Source organism: Chryseobacterium sp. Leaf405, assembly GCF_001425355.1.
In the GTDB taxonomy this organism is placed as follows: Bacteria; Bacteroidota; Bacteroidia; order Flavobacteriales; family Weeksellaceae; genus Chryseobacterium.
Genome location: NZ_LMQN01000012.1, coordinates 604,580 through 624,607 on the forward strand (window position 1 = coordinate 604,580; position 20,028 = coordinate 624,607).

The window sequence follows — 20,028 nt, forward strand, 5'->3', positions numbered from 1 at the left end:
GTTTCATTTGACTTTTGACCAAACTAAAAATTAAGCAAAGATTTTGTGATAGAATTAGGGAGGACTCTAAAATTTTTGCAACGAATTTTTCACACTCATCTTCATTTTGGTAATCGGTATTTTAATGATACTATGACTACTTTTTAAGTAATTCTCTAGCTTCTTCACGAGATGATTCCCTTATGCTATTTTTTAACTTACTAATTTCATCTACATTATTAGAAGATTTCATTGTATTAGTATTCGATTTTTTATTAATGTCAGTTTTGGCTGCTCCTTGACTTGCTAATAATGCTGCTTTTAATTCTGCATATTTTTCAAATAAGTGTGAGTTAATCAAAGGAGACTTAACATTTATTTTTTTTGATGTATTTGTCCTATATAAATTATTATTCATAGAGTGACAAGTAAAACAATTCGTTCCTTCTGCTTGGAATGTGGTCTCCATAGTGACATTTGCTAAATTTAAACTGCCAAAACTTTGCCCATTACCGATACCATCTGGTTTTGATAAATTTCCATCTAGTAACTCATTAATTGGAGCATTAGTTTTTGACCATATAGAGCCGACTAATTTATAGTTCGACCATATTTTAACTTTATCATTCGTAAGGGCTTTTTTAGCTAATTCGTTACTAGATTTAATCATTGTAACAAACTCTTTATCTTCTTTAATAACGTCCATTCCTTGAGATGCCTGATTGTATCTAACTCCTTCAGGATGGGATTGAAATACTTTATTTTTAACTTTTGGAGTAAGAGTGGTTGTATCTTGAATAATTCCATCTTCTGTATTTCCAACAGAGTTCCCATCGAATAATGTGTATTTATCTGATTTAGAATTTACAGGGTCTCCATGAAAACTTGTTCTATCTGGTGCTAAATCTCGTTGATCAAAAGTTGACCACACGCCTTCAGGGTGCTCTGCTGTAACTGTAAATATATGAAAACCAATCATAGACATTCTTTGTAGCTCGACGTTATTATAATTTTCTTCCAAATTTTTATCAGGTTGATTTACAATTGCAGTGATATTAAAAGTTTTAGTAGAATCTACTACTTCAGATGTTTTTATCCAAGCTATTTTAATTTCGGTAGCACCAACTGGATATTGATTTTTACTCTCACGAATAGAACGCTTTAAGCTATCATTTTTTAGTATTTCAGCTGCTTGGCTAATAATTGATGATGCATCGGGTGAATTAAACATCTCTAATATTCCGTCATTAGCATGTATCGAATATCTTACGAGAGAATTGCTCTTGCTACTCAATTTTGTTCCGTCTGCTTGTTGATACAAATCTAAGATTAGTGGTAATTTACCATCTTTTAAGTATGAAGATTGTAATCCTTTCTTTTTTAAAAAATCTATTTTTATTTCTTCACCAAAATCATTAACCTGTTTTAATTCTTTCATAAATACAGGAACATTATCTTCGGTATTTGACGTTAACCATAAAAATTTTTGCCAAGACCAGTCAACAAACATTTGATCATTGTTAAGAACTATGGTATCAACTGTATTTTTAATTTCGTTGTTCTTATTGTAATCTTCAAAAATACTTACTAAGCTTGTTTTAGTTTTAGAATAAGTATTTTTTTTACAAGATGTAAGCCCCAGTAAAGTAGCTGTTGTAATGCTCAAAAGCATCAATTTTTTGAATTTTGATTTCATGGTTATTTAGATTATTAGTTTTTAGTTGATTATATCTTTAAAATTGTAATAACATTCTTTAGTTATAAGCAGGGTGGTTATTAAAAAAATTATTACGCTGTTTTACAAATCCCATTTTATACAATATAAATTGTAAAACTTTAGACTGAAATTGATTTCCCACTTAGGAACTCGAGGATGTTCCATATGCTCTGTTAGCATAATAATAGTTACTAAAATCATGGCTAAATTATGACAACAGATAATCATAGAGAATAACACCAATTCCTAACCTTCGCTCACAGGTTTAGTTGATGCTTTATCAATAAAACAATATTAATGTAATTTCTTTAAAAAGAATTCAGTATTAGTACTGAATTTTGAAGCAATGTATTATGGAATGATTACTAAATTTTCGTGTGGGATTTAATTGAATCTCTTATTTCGCAATTTCATGAACTTCAACTAGGTTGTGGAAAATTATTGAATCCAAAATTTCTGTTAGGGAATTAATCGAGTACTTTTCTGAAGATTAATTAAACAATCAATTAATACAATTTCTAAGATTTGACTCTAATAAATTTTAATAAACTCTTTGAGCGTTAAAATGGACTTGACGAGTGTGTCTTCAAATATTTTTATCGATGATTTTAGTCGTTTGAGCTAAATTAAACAAGAATTGCAAAGCTCATTTTTATTAAATAATTTCTTTTATTCTTTGTCTAAAGCAATTTAATTCTAAGAATTATTAATCAGCAATGGAATAATGAGCCTTAATTTGGCTTTGTTGATCTTATATCCATTAAACTATTTTAGATTATGATATGTTAATCAAAAATGGTGTGCTCAAAAATAAGTTACCATTGTCAATTGTATAAAAAAATATACTATTGCACTCATAACTAAAGCAGACATTCAGGAATTCACTCTCCAAACATTCTGCATTTACTTAATGAAATTAAGTTAGTATTATTTAACGGTGAAATAAAAAAAATTACCGGGAACACTCCCCGGTAATTCAACATTTGTGTATTTAGAATCTGTAATTTTATTTTGTAGCCAAAGTATTTATATAGAATGGAGTTAAATTATAAGATGGCAGATTAGAAGGTGAATTACCTCTAAAAACATACACTTGAATAACATAATTTTGATTAGTAGCTACAGTAGATTTTGCTACATTTATTGAAACTGTCTGGCCATTTCCATTGTTTGAAATTAATCCAAATGAATCCCTTGGTCCTGCTGCTGCTCCACTTAAAGTACTCGGTAATGCTGTACTCCCAGGAGTTAATTTTACTATCACATCACACTGTGCAATTGTACCACTACTGCCTTGTGCATTCAAAATACCAGTCATCACAGTTTTTATATTTGCTCCAATCGAAACAGAAACATTCTGCCTTAAAGCCGGAACCTCTGTCCAATTACCTGAATTATTCGGAATAAGATTCATATCGAACACCGGTGCTAAATCTAATGAAGTGTATTCGATAGTTGTACCACCTGGTCTTTGAACTTGTAGAAATCTCCAATCTGGTGATGTAGGTGTTCCTAAATTCAAATAAAGACCAACGTTCGAAAAATTTGCATTTGTATTAAACACCACTAATCCATTAGCAGGGTTGGGAATCGTACTCGCATCTGTAGCACTTGTTAATGCCACACGAGGAGGCAAAAATCCTTTATTAGAGGATGAAAGTTCCATAATCGAAGATTGATCAGGATTATTTGTTCCTATCCCAATTTGTGCCATAGCAACTGTACTTAATGAAATACACATTGTAACTAATAAATTTTTCTTAATCATTATATATTGTTAAAAGTAAAAATAATTCTTTTTATTGAAATAATAGTGATTGGTATATTAAAAGACGGTAAATTTTCTGTCAAAATGACCGTAAAGTTTCCTGATAAATTTTTGCTTATTTATTATTTAACACTTGAGTAATTATCTTAAAACGGTATTAAAAAACGCTAAGTATTATTTTAACTACTTAATTATCAATGAGTAATGTACTTAATATAAATCATATGTTTTCATACAGAACGAAAAATTAGTTGGACATAGATTCTTTTACTTATTGTTGTGAATGTTCAGAAAGTTCCAGCAAGAAAAATAAAGGATTTGAAAATTGTAAAGGAATATTATCTTTTGCTCGTTATGTGAGAGAAAAAAGAGATATTGGACTGGAAGATTTTGTTTTAAATCTANCTCATTCATCAATTGCTGAGTGAGAATGTTCAGAAAGTTCCAGCAAGAAAAATAAAGGATTTGAAAATTGTAAAGGAATATTATCTTTTGCTCGTTATGTGAGAGAAAAAAGAGATATTGGACTGGAAGATTTTGTTTTAAATCTAATGGGATCGGAAGAATATAATAATTTWAAAAATTTAACAGGATCTAATAAATTATAATTACTTGCGTAAACTCGAAATACGATGGATCTATTCAAAATGTATTAGTGAAATGCTGAATCTTTTATGTACAAGTAAACCAGGAAATAGAGTGGTGGTATTTAACTTTCAATGAAGTTCAGAAAAAGAATAACTAATGTTATTTTTTTAAAGCTAATTGCAGAATGTTTGGAGAGTATATTAGCAATAAAATTATACTTTACAATCTCATAAAATGATAAAATAAAACATCTCTACTAAATTTACCGGATATTTCTTGTATCTCATTTTATTCAAATGGTTAATTTAGATGTTCAAATATTTTAGTTATATTAATAATATTACTTATATAACTAAATAATTGTTTGTATTGTGCAGAGCTATGCTATAATATTGTTATTGTATTCATTGATTTTTTTATTTTTATATGAAAATAAATAATGGAATTAGGAAATTGGATGGTGCGATTTTGATTTTAGTAARCTTGTTTATTGAAAAATTTTAATCGTAAAATATGTATCACATAAACACAACAGAAATAAATAAAACTGAAAGAGTTTCTTATATTGGGGGAACTGCAAATATTGAAAATGAATATTATCCTATTTGCCCCATAACTCAAAAACCAATGTTATTATTAATGACATTGCGTAAAGATATTTTTGATACAGCTTTTAAGCAAAACAATAACGTACTCGAAGATGATGATTTTTTGCCATCATCATATCCACAGTGTAACAAAACAATAACGTACTCGAAGATGATGATTTTTGCGTAAGCATTTTTCTTTCTTCCAAAATTCATGAAGAATATGGTGTAGGAAATGGTATGCCAAGTATGTACACTATCAACCAACTTTCAGAATGTGAAAAAATGAAAAATGGTACAGTTAAAGTCTTACTTCATAAAGATACTCATATTTCGAATTCTTTGCCTGATTTGCCGATAGAAATACCTGCAAGAAAAATTGTGCTAACTGAAATGACCAAAGAAGAAAGAGCTGAAGATATGCCAATNTATTTCGAATTCTTTGCCTGATTTGCCGATAGAAATACCTGCAAGAAAAATTGTGCTAACTGAAATGACCAAAGAAGAAAGAGCTGAAGATATGCCAATGCATAGAGAGTGGTATGAGGGTACGGTTTTGCAAATTTCAAAATTTAATCCAAACGATGCGTCTTGGTTACAGAACCCAATTATTATTGATAGAGAAGTTATTCTCAATTATACGGCAAAAGTATTCAGTCCATCTTTTGGACCAAGACTGATATTGCAAATAGAAGATAGCCTTATATCAAAAAACAGCAAAATACACAGCGGAATTTTAGGGACTGACGGAATGGGATATTTGTATTTACCAACTGTTTTAAGAAATTGGATTAAAAGATATGATAAACCTATTGAAATCGGTAATTTTTTCATCCAAGACACTTAAAAAATTACGGATAACAGGAAGTGTTTTGAGACAATGATTCGAAATACAAAGTTCAATGCTTGGTCTGCAGTTCAATTTTGATTGAAAATCAATAGAAACGAAATGTTTGATTTGCAAGTAAACTAGGAAATAGAGTGGGGGGTATTTAATTTTCAATAAGGTTGCAGAAAAAGAATGCATGACTAATATTAGTTTTAAACCAATTGCAGAATGTTTGGAGAGTATATTAGCAATAAAATTATTTAAACTTATTTAAAAATCTCACAAAACGATAAAATAAAAAAAGTCAAAGAAGATTTACCTTGACTTTTCAAAAAATTCGCCTTTCAAGTAATTACTTATTGTAAGATTGCCAGTTTATATTTCTTTTGCCCTGAAAGAGATTCTGCAATATTGGACAAATCTCTATAAGTAATCGTGTCTCCTGCGATATAAACAATCTTATTTTCGATTGGCAGTTCATCAAAAAATTTCTGCTGACCTTATTGATATAATTTGTTATTTCTCTGGGAGACTACTATACTATATTTTTTTAATATAAACTAACTAAAAAATAGAGCTTATAATTAAGCATATAATTTACAGAAGATAGTCAATCACTCCATATGGGCAAAAGTGGATGCGAGATTCACGAAATGATTCTATTAAACATTGCTTATGAAATAAATGGTAATTTAAATACTTTCTCTGATAATAAAGGCTTCATTGTATTTTATTGCTCAGACTATTATGGGGATAAAAAGTCAATTTTTATCATTCTAAAGTAGTGGAAGATAATGAACAAACAAGAAAGCACTACAAAGCCAACGTCGATCGCAGATCAGGAAAATGTTCGGTTAATAATTTTTGGACACGACAGCGAACAGTGGCCACAATTAAAGAAAGCACCTGAATACTACAGTTAGATATCCAAATTCATTCTTTTTTCACTCAACATTTTAATCGTAATTACTGATTTGAAAAAATTTGATTCTTATCATCACTAAATATCAATTCTCCATTTTTAATTCCTTTTTTCACCTCAGAATTTGAAGATTGTGAGCTATACCTGTTTTGGAATTAAATATTTTCTAAATAAATCCTTAAGTTAATTTTTAGCTTGTTTTTTATATGCAGGATGCTGCAAGACAGAAACATAAGTTGAGTTACTTATATTTGAGCATATTCACTATAACAAATCTTATGTCCTGGAAATCAACAAGTCTTCTTTTAATTATTTTTTTTTCTGCAAGTTTTGCTTCAGTGGCAGCTCAAAAACGCTTTGATTTAGCGTACGTAAAGAAGGGTTTTGTAAATCCTCAAGATAGCACAAGAACAAAAGTATGGTGGTTTCACGGAGAAACAGAAACGACTAGAGAAGGGATTACAGCAGATCTGGAAGCCTTTAAAACAGCAGGAATTGGAGGCATTGTGTATTATGACCAAAGTCACGGTAAGGCAGAAATGGCATCAGCAGGATTTTCTTCAGAATGGTGGGAAATGCTCAAGTTCGCATCCGCCGAAGCTGCAAGATTAGGATTATCCTTCGAACTCCATATTTCTAATGGCTACGTTGCAGGTGGCCCCTGGATTACCAATGAAACAGGAATGAAACGTCTTACCGCGACTGAAACTATTATTGCAGGAGGGAAAAATTTTACAGGCAAGCTACCTGAACCTGAAAATAAATTTAATTTTTATAAAGATGTTGCGGTGCTGGCATTTCCGGTTTTTAAGGGTTCAATGAAAAACTCATCTAATCAAAAAGTAGAAATTACTTCAACCGAAAAGCTAATTGACACTAAAAAGCTCTTTGTCCAAAAGCAAGATTACACTGTACGAATACCTAAAAATGAGAAAGGTGTATTGATCAGTCTAAAGTTTGAAACAGATTTTGAAGCCAGAAGCATCAGCTACAAAATGCAGCCCCGGGGTAAAGCAACAACCAGCGCTACCAATGTTCCTGCGCCGCCGTCCGATATTTTTACCGGTACCGGTTACAGAGTTCTTCCTGATTTCGGACAGCTGGAAGTTTCTTATGATGGTATTCATTACACAAAGGTCTGCGATTTGAAACCTATTTATAAAGCTCACGAGAGCTGGCGACAGAAAACAATATCTTTCAAGGGCGTCAAAGCGAAATATTATAGGCTCTACCTGCACGATTGGTGGGAAAAATCAGAAAAAAACCAGCAACTTCTTCTCAATTCGATTATACTGAATTCTTCGGCAAAAGTAGACCAGTATGAAGAAAAATCGGGCTTATTTTCTGAGTATATTGAGAAAGACAGAACGCCGGATTACGGAAAGGCAGAAGTTATTAATTCTAAACAGATTATCGACATCAGCAATAAGATGGACGAAAACGGAATTCTCAGATGGGATGCTCCCCAAGGTGACTGGATGGTGATGAGATTTGCGTATGAACCCACAGGCGCAAATACGAAACACGGGCGAGCCAATCTTTTAGGCAGAGAAAGCGATAAATTATCGAAAGCTGCCGCTGAACTTCACTGGAATCATTATGTTGCCGTCATTGCCGACTCACTAAAAAACTCGAACAGCGGAAAACTTTCAGGAATTGCGATGGACAGCCACGAAGCAGGTTCACAAAACTGGACAGACAATTTTATTCAGGAGTTTAAAGAGCGGAGAGGCTATGACCCTTTAAAATATCTCCCTTGTATGATGGGCTATGTGGTAGATAACGTCAACAGTTCTGATGCTTTTTTATTTGACATCAGAAGAAATATCGCTGATCTGATTGCAGACAATTATTATGGTACTTTTGATAAGCTTGCCGCAAAGAGAGGTTTGTCTTTTACCGCTCAGGCCATCGGAAATGCGCTGTGCTTTGTTGGAGATCCGATACAGGCAAAAAGTAAGGTACAAAAACCGCAGGGTGAATTCTGGATAATCCATCCGGATGGAAATTATGATATCAAAGAAAGTTCTTCCGCGGCACACCTTTACGGAAAACCTATTGCCTCCGCAGAAGCATTCACTGATGCGCTGTATTCAACTTCGCTGGGTGAGCTTAAATCTCTGGCAGATTATGCCTACGCTTTCGGCATCAACGAGTTTGTGATCTGTGCTTCCGCATATCAACCCTGGACAGACAAAATACCGGGAAGTACCGGTGGGGGTCGCCAATATGCAATCAACAGAAATAACACCTGGTGGAATTACAGCAAACCCTTCTGGGATTATCAGACCAGGTCTGCTTATCTGATGAGATCAGGCAAATCGGTTGCTGATCTTTGTGTGTATCTTGGTGAAAATGCACCTGTAAAAATACTGACGCACAGACTGCCCGATATTCCTGGAGGATTTGACTTCGATGCATTTTCTGCAGATGCCTTACTTACAAGGATGGATGTTGATAAAGGTAAAATCATCCTTCCCGATGGTATATCCTATAAGTTAATGGTAATTGAAGAAAAGGCAGGTTTAACCTTAAAATCTCTGAGAAAAATTGCAGATCTAGTTGCAAAAGGCGGAATAATTTATAGTACTAAACCAAAGCAATCCGGTTCGGCAGAAGACATCGGAAAAGAAAAAGAATATCAGAAACTAGTAACGAAACTCTGGGGGGAAAATCCTTCTGTAAAAGGATCAAGAAAAGTTGGAAAAGGTAGAATATTTTGGGGAGGAACTCTTCAACAAACATTGAAAGATGCCGGAATAGATTCAGATATTACACTAGACAGCTCCGACTGCAAAACTCAAAAAATATATTTTACCCACCGTACACTGGCGGATGCTGAAATGTATTTCATTAAAAATCATAAATCAACTCCGGAAAATAATATTTTCTCCTTTAATGCCGAAGGTAAATATGCGCAAGTATGGAATCCGGTAACCGGCGAAAGAATGCAGGTTAAGACATTGAAGAATAATCACGGAAAAACTTCTCTGGAACTATCATTGGAAGGTTGGGAATCGTTTTTTATTTTCATTACAGATAAGGAAGAAAATCTGCCCTTAATGAATCAAAATAAATCTTCTAAAATTGAAACTTTTAACAACGGCTGGAACGTAGATTTTGACAAGAAAATGGGTGGTCCCGGAAATGTCTTTTTTGAATCACTGCAGGACTGGACAAAATCCGATGACCTAAAAATTAAATATTATTCTGGAACCGCCATCTATAAGAAAGACATTGAATTTGAGCACCAAGGCAAAAAGGTCTTTGCAGATCTTGGGAATCCGGGATTTGTAGCCCGTATCTTTGTCAATGAAAATGATGCAGGTGTTGTATGGTGTTCACCCTGGAAAGTGGATATAACTTCTTACTTAAAAAAAGGTCTGAACAAAATTGAGATACACGTTGCCAATTCACTTATGAACAGGATGATCTATGATTCACAACTTCCGGAAAAAGAAAGAGTGACCTATTCTTATCCTGCCATTGCATCTGAAAAAGACAGCCTGCAGCCATCAGGACTGACCGGATTTAAAATTATTTTGGTAGATCTTTAAAATTAATAAGTACATCTATATCTTATAATTGTATCGTTATCTTGATTTTCGTATTGTAAAACTATTCATTGATCCAGCCCCATCTTTCAGCCCATTCCTTGAGAACCGCTGCTCTCCACTTTGAAACGGTCTTCCCGCCCTGTATTTTCCCAAAGTACAAAGCTTCATCCTGCTTATCGGTAAACCACGAACTTCCCAGTTTATAGTCATTCTTGCTTTTCTTACCCGGCCATCTGTTGGTAACAACAATACTGCCTTTTTTTCCGTTGAATTCAGGGATTGCCGAAGTCAGGTTATATTGTAAAGTTTCTGCCTTTTTGGGAATATACCTCAAACCATACTCACCGTCGCCAAGATAGTATCCAGGCCATTTCTGAACATTTTTTCCGTAGGGAACTTCCATATAGAACTGAACAGATTCTTTTTCAGCTTTTATTTTAGGACCTTTAAATCTAAACTCAATGATTGAGCAAAAAGCAACAGTATCCTTCAGAGATGTTGCCTGATTTACAACCATACGCGGACTGTAATCCGTTTTTTCAAAACTTCCGCCCCAACTTTCACCTTCAGGATGGTCGGGGTTAACATTCATCAGATATAGCAAGGAAGGAGTATCTCCCATTTTAACTTCTCCATTGTAATAATTTTTAAAATCCTTTCCTAAATGACTCTGTGCTTTAATAACGTTATCATAATATTTCGAATCCATCACACTGTCGGGCATATCGCTGTGAGAGAACAGACCGTAGTAAGATGAATTGTTTTCTATGAACCAAAGATTCGGGAAATTTGATGCGATGTAAGCGTAGCTGTTGGCACTCCATTTTTTATTGGGTCCTCCTATCCAGTAAACACGGATATTTTTTTGAATCTCAGGTGCATCGTGAAGCGCCTGAGCCAGATCTTCCAATCCACCCCAACATAAGATCCACAATGGCTGCTTATCTTTCTTTTTAGCTGTCTTGATAATCCAGTCTGAGCCTTCGGTAGGTTTTGAATATCCTATAAATGATACATTTCCCCTATGACCCTGCTTGGATACTGATCTGAGATAAGCCGGATCGGCAAATTCTGAACCGTGTTTTTTTAATTTCGGCAGATCTTTCTCGTAAAGATCAATCATTTTAATGATCTCACTTTTATCACCATCACCAAATGAAGGTGAAGAAATCAATCCTTCAATCTTAAATTTTTCACTATACATCAGTAGATGCGTCATCGACTGATTGTCATCGGGATCCGTACCTCCAATATCAGTACTTATTAAAATTCTGAGAAGGTTCGAATTATTTTTTTGGGCAGATAATGAGATGCATTGGCATACCATCATAAATAAGCCAAGATTTAATCGCATTAATTTATTTTTTAAAGAAGCGCAATCGATTGCACTTTGCTAATATAGTAAATTACGTTAAATCAAGAAAGTCGTTGATTGAGAATTGTAAACCCAAACATATACAGATAGTAAGATGTTTATAAAGATAAAGTTACATCATTTTTTATGAAAATTAAGTTTTATAAAAATGTCATTATTAATGCGACATTAATTCCCGTGGATTAACTCCAAACTGCTTTTTGAAAGCATAAGAAAAATGGGACAGATTCTCAAAGCCGACTTCAAAATAGACATCGATAGGTTTTCTCTTTTTTTCGATCAGCTGAAATTTTGCCAGCTCGAGACGTTTTTGCGTCAGCCATTTCTGGGGAGTTGTGTTGAATGCTTTGCTGAAATCTCTTTTAAATGTAGTCAAACTCCTTCCAGTAAGATAACTGAATTTCTCCAGTGACATATTGAACATAAAATTCTTCTGCATAAATTCCACGAGATTGATCTTATGAGGTTCTGAAAAATCAGATAAGATCGCGTCTACATTTCTGTTGACTGTCCTCAATATCGTTATTGCTTCCCGGATCTTCAGTTCTGAAAGTTCCTGTGGCAATTTATATTCTAAGTCGAAATAAGGGAGCATTGAATCAAAAAAACTATCAAGAAGCGGACTTCTATCCAGATTAACAATTTGATCGGTCTTAAAAACAGGATTGATCTCACTTGGAATGTTCTCGTAATAGGATCTTAAAATATTATGGGTCAATTTCACGACTATTGCTCTGTAGGGTTCACCATCCTTATCCGATTTAACGAGTAAGGCAAGGCGATTTCTGGGAAATAAATGCGTGTCCCCTGCATTGAAAACATAGGTCTCATCCGCTTGGATTACTTTCAATTCGCCAGAGAGAATACGTACTACAGAATGTTCCTCCGCAGTCAGTTCCGTGCTGTGCTTAGAAGTTCCACTGCAGGTAAAAACGATATTGGCGTGGTCATTGGTCTGTTTCGTTATCATAATTACAAATTTAAAAAAAATACCAAAGTTCAGCTTGGAACTTTGGTATTTTATGATTTATTTTACTTCAAACTTTGTTCCTGTCAATTCTTCACTCAACGTCCAAAGTTTCGCAGCAGCTACCGGTTCTACCGCAAATGAGGCAACACCTCCGGCTCCGGCAGGGCTCTCTGCAACATTATCACCGGCAGCATAATCCGCTACCTCTACGTCCTGCAGATAAACACCTCCAATGTTCTGAAGTTTGGGGTTTGTCGCTGCCCAAACTGTGGTTGCAGCACCTTCTTCTACAGTCTTCTCAATCTTTTTCATCGCTTCCTGAGCTTCAACATTCGGTGTTCCGTCAGGATGTACCGCTCCGATCGCCACATAATCCTCGAAGGTCAAAGATCTGGATAAGTTGGTCGCCATGATCAGCCCCGGATGGATCGCATAAGAACGAACTCCGAATGGCTGTGCTCTTTTATCCAACTCAACAGTAAAAAGAACATTGGCTGTCTTCGACTGTCCATAAGCTTCAAACTTATCATATTCTTTATGGTTGTAGTTCACATCATCAAAATGTATCGGTGAAGTATGGTGCGCTGAAGATGAAACATTCACTACTCTTGCCCCGTTTGCTTTTTTCAAAGCGTCCCACAAATTGGCTGTCAATTGAAAATGCCCAAGATGATTGGTTGCAAACTGACTTTCATATCCACGGGCATCACGCTGAAGTGGTGTCCACATAATTCCTGCATTATTAATCAACAAATGCAGAGGCCTTCCTGAAGCATTGAACTTTTCAGCAAAGGAAACAATCGTTGCAGGCTCAGAAAGGTTCATCTGTTCTACTTCCACATTAGCAATTCCTGCAAGATTTTGTTTGGCTTTCTCAGGATCTCTTGCTGGAATAATCACGGTTGCTCCTGCCGAAGTCAAAGTTCTTGTAATCTCCATTCCCAGTCCGCCGTCACCGCCAGTTACGATGGCAATTTTACCGAAAAGGTCGATCCCGTTAATAACGTCTTTTGTAGTTGATTTTGCGTTGAAGCCAGAACCTATCGCATTCTGTAACGCTCCGTTGTAATTGGTTAATTCCATTTTTTATTGAATTTTGTTTTACAAAGGTAAAGGCATCATTAAATATTAATTTTGTTTAAACGTCCTAGTTATTTTGTCTGTAAGTCCATTAAAATTTAAAATTAACAAGATAAGCTATTTAGCTTTCTAGTTAATTTGATACATTATTATGTCTCACAAAAATGATAAAATATCTTATAAAACACGATGTATCATATAAATACAATTGAAATAAATAAAACTAAAAAATTCTCTTATATTGGGGGAACTGCAAATATTGAAAATGTATATTATCCTATTTGTCCAATAACTCAAAAACCAATGTTATTATTAATGACATTGCGTAAAGATATTTTTGATACAGCTTTTAAGCAAAACAATAACGTACTCGAAGATGATGATTTTNATAACTCAAAAACCAATGTTATTATTAATGACATTGCGTAAAGATATTTTTGATACAGCTTTTAAGCAAAACAATAACGTACTCGAAGATGATGATTTTTGCGTAAGCATTTTTCTTTCTTCCAAAATTCATGAAGAATATGGTGTAGGAAATGGTATGCCAAGTATGTACACTATCAACCAACTTTCAGAATGTGAAAAAATGAAAAATAGCACCGTTAATGTTAAGTAAAAATAAGTGAAAAACTTATCAAAATCTTTTCCTATCCATCTTTTGGGCAGCACTAAGAGAAATGACATCATGGAATCTGCTATAGGTGATAGGATTGAAACATCAAATAATAGNTTCTTTCTTCCAAAATTCATGAAGAATATGGTGTAGGAAATGGTATGCCAAGTATGTACACTATCAACCAACTTTCAGAATGTGAAAAAATGAAAAATAGCACCGTTAAAGTCTTACTTCATAAAGATACACCTATTTCGAATTCTTTGCCTGATTTGCCGATAGAAATACCTGCAAGAAAAATTGTGCTAACTGAAATGACCAAAGAAGAAAGAGCTGAAGATATGCCAATNTATTTCGAATTCTTTGCCTGATTTGCCGATAGAAATACCTGCAAGAAAAATTGTGCTAACTGAAATGACCAAAGAAGAAAGAGCTGAAGATATGCCAATGGATAGAGAGTGCATGAGGTACGGTTCTGCAAATTTCAAAATTTAATCCAGCCGATGCGGCATGGTTACAGGATCCTATCATTATTGATAGAGAAATTATTCTTAAATATACGGCAAAAGTATTCAGTCCGGCTTTTGGACCAAGACTACTATTGCAAATAGAAGACAGCCTTATATCAAAAAATAGTAAAATACATAGCGGAATTTTAGGGACAGATGGAATGGGATATTTGTATTTACCCACTGCTTTAAGAAACTGGATTAAAAAATATGAGAAGCCTATTGAAATCGGTAATTTTTTCATTCAAGACACTTAGCAAAATTATAGCTAACAGTAAATTTTGTGAGACAGTGATGCGAAACTCCAAAATTCAACGGATTGTCTACGGTTCAACTTTTACTCAAAAAATGAAATTTTCCAGTTCGATTACATGTTTACTGTACAACCGCAAAATTATTGATACATAAGTTAAATCTCAAAAAACGATAATATACGCCAATAGATTGCGTAGGAAGACTATACTTTTTAGAATTGTGAGCAACATAATTAATAAAAGCGGAAATCACTAACTTAAAAATGCATTATAGTAGTGGAAAATTTTATAGGTAAGGACCAGGAAGCATGGAGAAAAAATTTTAGAGTGAATTCTAAAATGAAATCTTTTAATAAAAAACTATTGGCTTTGTAATACATCATTCTCAAAAATGAAAGGACTGATAGCGGTTATTGGTATTTCGTTGGGGCTGATGAATTCATTAATTATTTTTCATATTTAGATATAGATGATTTTCAGGAACTTATTGCTGAAATCCCAAACTGGACTGAAGATCAAAAATTGATTTTAAGAGAGTGTTTATCATATGGCGTCCTAAGATATGATAATCACAGAAAATCTAAAACTTTTGAGAATCAAAGTTTTCTTTTAACGTTTTTATTTTAGGTTACCAATGACGAGGATGTAAAAGCTTATATATTTGAAAATGCTGATATTATAAATGATGGTCAACCGAAACCTTACCATTTATTAATAATGATTAAAACGTGGGCGGACGAAAATATTCCCCACACTTCCAATCAAATTCATTATCAAAATTTAGATGCTGCAATCAAAAAAACTAGCCGTTAGAGGTTGGTACAAGAACTGAATTAATTGCTCATATTAGATCAATATTTACTTGTTCGAACTTATAATTGAAATTAGTAAGACAACTTTAATTATGATAATAATTAAATCTCAAAAAAGTATTAAAAAGTAAATACAGACTATCACAGATGAAAAAAGTAATATTCATTAATAAAGGACTCAATAATGAAGACATTAAAGCAGTAAAATGTGTAGATGATAAATACATGTTATTAAGCTATTTTGTTGGTCAATTCCGTTTTTTAGATGATATACAAGAAGTAATAGATGATTTAGAAAATGTAAAAAATGGATTACAAACGTGGGGCGACATAATATATCCTTTAGGAAATAATTGGGACATTGGTTATGGCAATGGTAGTTTAGATGTTGAAAACAACGTAGCCTATTTTCTGACCGGAAATAAGTATAATAAAAGTTTTAAAATACCAATACAAGAATTTATCGATATAATGAAAGATTGGAAAGTTTTTATGACTTAAAACATTTGGAAATAATATAAATTAGAATTTATATTCCCACAAAATTATAAAACTAATTAATTTATGAAAAAAAAGAAGTTCTATATTTTCACAATAATATTAGTAATTATTGTATTGCTAGCTTTTCTTTCTAATTATGAAAAAGGAGTGGAAGTTGGAACTTGGGGAATAAATAGATCTATAAACTGGAGATGAAACTTTTGCTTCTAAAAATAATTTAATATCAAAATAAGATAAAAAACTAAATAAATTAATGGACAAAATACAACTGTATAAAACCTTTTTTCAAAAAAGTAATTCCTATTATCTGGAGCAATTAAAATACTATGAACAGTGGAAAAAGTTTAGGTTTAGCTATTCAGCTTTAATATTTGGCGTCTTATGGTTTCTGTATAGAAAAATGTATCTGGAATTTTTTATTATTTTCTTTCTTTTCTATTTGGAAACAATTTTTGAAAATTTTGTTTTAACAAAGCTTATTGGAATTGAGCAAACAAAAGTTGTAAATATTTCTGTTACTATTGTTCTTATAATAACTTTAGGAATTATTGGAAATCATCTATATATCAAAAAAGCGAAAAGAACTCTGAAAAATGCTGAAGTAAAATATTCCGAAATCGAAAATCAAAAAGAATTTATCATTAAAAAAGGAGGGACAAGTTATATTTATGTAACAATTTTACTAGCTCTATCTATACTTGGATTATTCATTAGTTAAAAGGATTGTAATGCATAACCAACAGTAGTTTTTTAATTTTTCGTATAAAAAAAGTTCAACTCATTTTAAAGTAAGTCTAAAAAAACGATAAAATGATTTATATTGATAAAACCATATTTCCACATTGCTTTGTTGAAGAAAAAAGATTTGAATGGGGGGAGCCATACATTAATATGACGCCAATATTCAATTTGTCAATTAATCCGGGATTATCTGATATTGAATTTACTATTGAAATACTTGGCAAAAATAATTTTAAAAATAACTTAGATAAACTTTATAATATTCTGATCAACAAGGAAGAACATTTTCGTCTAGTAGATTTTAATGAACATATTTTGGATCGAGAATTTCTTATAGGGAAAATATTGAATTTCATCAATGAAAATACAAATAAAATTGCGCCATGGGACAATGAATTTAAGATTTTTGGTGAAGAATTTTATTTGGAAATGATTAAAGATGACTTGAAAAAATCATTAAAATTTGATAGAAAAATATATTGATAAATTGCTATCTGAGTTGCTGTAGTATTAATATTGCAAAATACTAATCCAACATTTAATGTTATTTAACTTCCATGAATTCTAGGATGTAATATCAAAAAACGATAAGGTGAAAAAGGATGGAAAAAGTAATTCAAAAAATCTTAACTACTGCTTTTCATCCCGATACCACCACACATAAAAACATCCTATTCACTTCGCTAGAAATACAATAGATAAGGCAAATGCGGTGGCTTGTGTTTATTGCCAATGGACAAAACATTTAATAAATGCGGATGATCGGTCGAGAGCTGTTCAAGACTCTGACAACTTATTCCTATTTTTGAAAATATTAACTATGTAAGAATTAGTGTAATGAAAAATAAAACAGTAATCAATATCTATTTTCAATATAATTCTAAACCGTCTTTACCAAACAGTAAATGTAATTAGGTGTAATCCTTATTTGAAAGAAATATTATGGAACTGAAAAATGAAATATTAGAAATTATTAAAATAACAGAAGCTAAACATTTAAATGATCCAACTGTTTCAAATGAAATGGATCTATTAACACAATTAATGCTGATTGATGTTAATAATACTATAGTAGTATTGGAAGAATTAGAAATTGAAAATATATTGTGGCTAAGTTCAGATTTTGAGGAGTTATCCTATAAATTTCAAAGCAAAGAATTTATAGAATGTTTGAAAAAACTAGAAGATAAATATCCGAATAAAATGAGTTCAGAAATACAGAATGCTATCGAAGCATATTATGGAGATTAATAGAAATAAGTTTATTTATTGTAAAATGGAAAAAAATCACTAAAAAAATGGTTGTCCTGTATTTTATAAATTAATTTTCTTAGGATTTAAATGCTGACAAATAGATAACAAAACCATAAATACTAATTAATTTATGAAAAAAAATAAGTTCTATATTTTCGCAATAATATTGGTAACTGTAGTATTCCTAGCTTTTTTTTCTAACTATAAAAAAGGAGTAGAAGTTGGAACCTGGGGAGTAAATAAATCAATAAACTGGGGATGGAACTTTGGTTTCTAAAAATAATTCAATCTCAAAAAACGATATTAAATTAATCTTACAAAACGGGCGGTGATTATTTTAAAACCTTGCTATAAATATAATAGCAAGGTTTTAAATGATTATGGGTAAATTTGAATATAAGTGTATTTTGTTCCACCAGAAGTAATTGAAAACCATTCACCATCCCCAAAGCTTGTTGAAACGTAGGAGCTCCCTGCGCTACAAGGAGTACCATCTCCCAATGTTCCGTTAAAATAGGATAGGGGTGATCCACCACTTACTGATGTATTAGTACCCGCATAAGTCATAAAAAACTTTGCATACCTCCAGTCTGTGTACGTTGCAATAGCACCCATAGGATTTAAAGAAGGAAAGGTTGGAGGTTGAAATTGCTGTGAAGTTGGTGAAGTTGATATATGATATATGTAAATAGGGTATAAACCATTGAAAGCAGGGGCTGCCGAATCCTTATAATTTTTGTAAACAAGTTGTTGTCCGTTTATATCGCTCGAATTTGCCGGAACTACAATTTGTGAAGGATTGGTAGCATTACCATCAAAGCCTATAGAAACCGAAGGATAGCATGGTGTCGAATCCGTTGCAGCGAATAATGCCGTATGAAAATCATAAGTTGAATAGTTGTTAACTGTCAAAATACTCTGTTGTGCAAACATATTTGTAAACAACAGAACTCCTGTAATGATAGTAAGTTTTTTTCTCATGATAATTAATTTGATTGTTTAGCTATTTTAAGTGTTTCTGCATTTTTCCGTTGATGAATTTCTATTGCCCAGACCAGTATGGCGCTGACGTCCCCTTTTGTTTTGTCTTGTATTTGCGTATCTGTAAAACCTTCGGATTTTATCAAATCTTTAGCTGCCGGAAGAAGTATTTGTTTTCTTCGATCACTAAGCTCATGACCAGATTGTCTTTTTTCTTCCTCGGTGGGCCTGTTTTCAGGATTTCCCAAACTTCTCATTGCTTTTGAAAAGTTTTCCATCTGCGGTGTTTTGAGGCTTTCAAGGTTGTTGACGGTAGTACTTTCTGTACCACAGGCTAATAGGCTAAAAGCTGCTAATGCATAGATTAACATGTTTCTTTTCATAATAAAATTTTAAATGGTTGTTAAATTTATGAATTAATTCAAAATAATGTGATAATTATTTAAGTTAGTGAAGATTGTCTATTGAATAATTGCAGAATTGGATTTCTTGTTCAGTTTTTCTACGACATCTTTTTTTATGAATATTTCAGATTCAGTCAAATAATTTTTCTCTCGAATCTTTCTAATCACATTTCTTCAGGATAATTAAATTAAAATTTAGAAGTTTTAATTAGTTGAGCTTTCTGCTGTTTCTAATCTCATCATTTTTTTTCAAATTAATTTTTAATGCCCAAACTATAATTGCTGTAATATCACTATTTGTCTGCTTTTTTATTTCATCTTCACTAACACCTGTTGATTTGATTAAGTCTAATGATGCCGGAACCAATAATTGTTTTCTTCTTTCACTGAGCTCAGCCGACCCACTTCTTTTTTCTTCTGCTGTAGCCCTATTCTGAGGATCCCTGAGACTTTTCATGGCTTTTTCAAAATTTTGCATTTCTACTGTTCTGCCAGGTTCGTTTAATACTGTAGCATTATCAGTTGCGCACGACATAAGTGTTAGAAACATTAAAATAAGTGTATATGTAATACTTTTTTTCATA

At 32.6% G+C, this 20,028-nt stretch carries 16 protein-coding genes; 8 read left to right on the forward strand and 8 right to left on the reverse strand.

Going from position 1 to position 20,028, the window contains the following annotated elements; translation table 11 throughout:
• Nucleotides 1-136: 136 nt before the first annotated feature.
• On the reverse strand, nt 137-1,675 hold the full coding sequence (locus tag ASG22_RS08985; protein WP_055983155.1) for a hypothetical protein: 1,539 nt from the start codon (nt 1,673-1,675) through the stop codon (nt 137-139).
• A 1,027-nt stretch (nt 1,676-2,702) separates the two neighbouring features.
• Nucleotides 2,703-3,464 carry a hypothetical protein gene (locus tag ASG22_RS08990; protein WP_055983156.1) on the reverse strand — a complete coding sequence of 254 codons (762 nt, stop codon included), beginning with the start codon at nt 3,462-3,464 and terminating at the stop codon, nt 2,703-2,705.
• A gap of 1,101 nt (nt 3,465-4,565) precedes the next feature.
• On the opposite strand from ASG22_RS08990, the gene ASG22_RS08995 reads away from it, so the two are divergent.
• The 3 genes from ASG22_RS08995 (at nt 4,566) to ASG22_RS09010 (ending at nt 9,947) form a co-directional block, all read left to right on the forward strand.
• Nucleotides 4,566-4,829 (forward strand): hypothetical protein, encoded by a 264-nt coding sequence (locus tag ASG22_RS08995; RefSeq protein WP_055983159.1) that lies wholly within the window; start codon nt 4,566-4,568, stop codon nt 4,827-4,829.
• A 1,433-nt stretch (nt 4,830-6,262) separates the two neighbouring features.
• On the forward strand, nt 6,263-6,391 hold the full coding sequence (locus ASG22_RS21480) for a hypothetical protein (protein WP_262483949.1): 129 nt from the start codon (nt 6,263-6,265) through the stop codon (nt 6,389-6,391).
• 277 nt (nt 6,392-6,668) lie between these two features.
• Complete coding sequence (locus tag ASG22_RS09010; RefSeq protein WP_055983166.1) at nt 6,669-9,947, forward strand: glycosyl hydrolase; 3,279 nt, start codon at nt 6,669-6,671, stop codon at nt 9,945-9,947.
• 61 nt (nt 9,948-10,008) lie between these two features.
• Here the strand turns inward: ASG22_RS09010 and ASG22_RS09015 are convergent, their stop codons facing one another.
• The 3 genes from ASG22_RS09015 to ASG22_RS09025 all read right to left on the reverse strand — a co-directional run bounded on the left by ASG22_RS09015 (nt 10,009) and on the right by ASG22_RS09025 (nt 13,375).
• Entirely contained in the window at nt 10,009-11,301 is a 1,293-nt protein-coding gene (locus ASG22_RS09015; RefSeq protein WP_055983168.1) for a nucleoside hydrolase-like domain-containing protein, read from the reverse strand.
• Between the two features lie 178 nt (nt 11,302-11,479).
• A complete protein-coding gene (locus tag ASG22_RS09020; RefSeq protein WP_055983170.1) occupies nt 11,480-12,292 on the reverse strand; it encodes an AraC family transcriptional regulator in 813 nt (270 codons plus the stop codon).
• A 57-nt stretch (nt 12,293-12,349) separates the two neighbouring features.
• A complete protein-coding gene (locus ASG22_RS09025; protein ID WP_055983172.1) occupies nt 12,350-13,375 on the reverse strand; it encodes an SDR family NAD(P)-dependent oxidoreductase in 1,026 nt (341 codons plus the stop codon).
• 186 nt (nt 13,376-13,561) lie between these two features.
• Here ASG22_RS09025 and ASG22_RS20970 point away from each other — a divergent pair.
• The 5 genes from ASG22_RS20970 to ASG22_RS09060 all read left to right on the forward strand — a co-directional run.
• The coding region (locus ASG22_RS20970) for a hypothetical protein (protein ID WP_238586886.1) at nt 13,562-13,759 on the forward strand (198 nt) is incomplete at its 3' end.
• A gap of 1,951 nt (nt 13,760-15,710) precedes the next feature.
• The gene (locus ASG22_RS09045; protein ID WP_055983178.1) at nt 15,711-16,064 is read left to right on the forward strand and encodes a hypothetical protein; all 354 of its coding nucleotides are present in this window, start codon (nt 15,711-15,713) and stop codon (nt 16,062-16,064) included.
• Nucleotides 16,065-16,317: 253 nt separating this feature from the next.
• On the forward strand, nt 16,318-16,782 hold the full coding sequence (locus tag ASG22_RS09050) for a DUF2628 domain-containing protein (protein WP_082504978.1): 465 nt from the start codon (nt 16,318-16,320) through the stop codon (nt 16,780-16,782).
• Between the two features lie 92 nt (nt 16,783-16,874).
• Nucleotides 16,875-17,288, forward strand: coding sequence for a hypothetical protein (locus ASG22_RS09055; RefSeq protein WP_055983183.1), 414 nt, complete (start codon nt 16,875-16,877; stop codon nt 17,286-17,288).
• A gap of 459 nt (nt 17,289-17,747) precedes the next feature.
• Nucleotides 17,748-18,056 (forward strand): hypothetical protein, encoded by a 309-nt coding sequence (locus ASG22_RS09060; RefSeq protein ID WP_055983185.1) that lies wholly within the window; start codon nt 17,748-17,750, stop codon nt 18,054-18,056.
• A gap of 381 nt (nt 18,057-18,437) precedes the next feature.
• Here ASG22_RS09060 and ASG22_RS09065 read toward each other — a convergent pair whose 3' ends face one another.
• The 3 genes from ASG22_RS09065 to ASG22_RS09075 all read right to left on the reverse strand — a co-directional run bounded on the left by ASG22_RS09065 (nt 18,438) and on the right by ASG22_RS09075 (nt 20,027).
• Complete coding sequence (locus ASG22_RS09065) at nt 18,438-19,040, reverse strand: hypothetical protein (protein ID WP_131726176.1); 603 nt, start codon at nt 19,038-19,040, stop codon at nt 18,438-18,440.
• Nucleotides 19,041-19,045: 5 nt separating this feature from the next.
• On the reverse strand, nt 19,046-19,423 hold the full coding sequence (locus ASG22_RS09070; RefSeq protein ID WP_131726177.1) for a hypothetical protein: 378 nt from the start codon (nt 19,421-19,423) through the stop codon (nt 19,046-19,048).
• A 229-nt stretch (nt 19,424-19,652) separates the two neighbouring features.
• Nucleotides 19,653-20,027: a hypothetical protein gene (locus tag ASG22_RS09075; RefSeq protein WP_131726178.1), complete on the reverse strand. Its 375-nt coding sequence runs from the start codon at nt 20,025-20,027 to the stop codon at nt 19,653-19,655.
• Nucleotide 20,028: the final 1 nt, after the last annotated feature.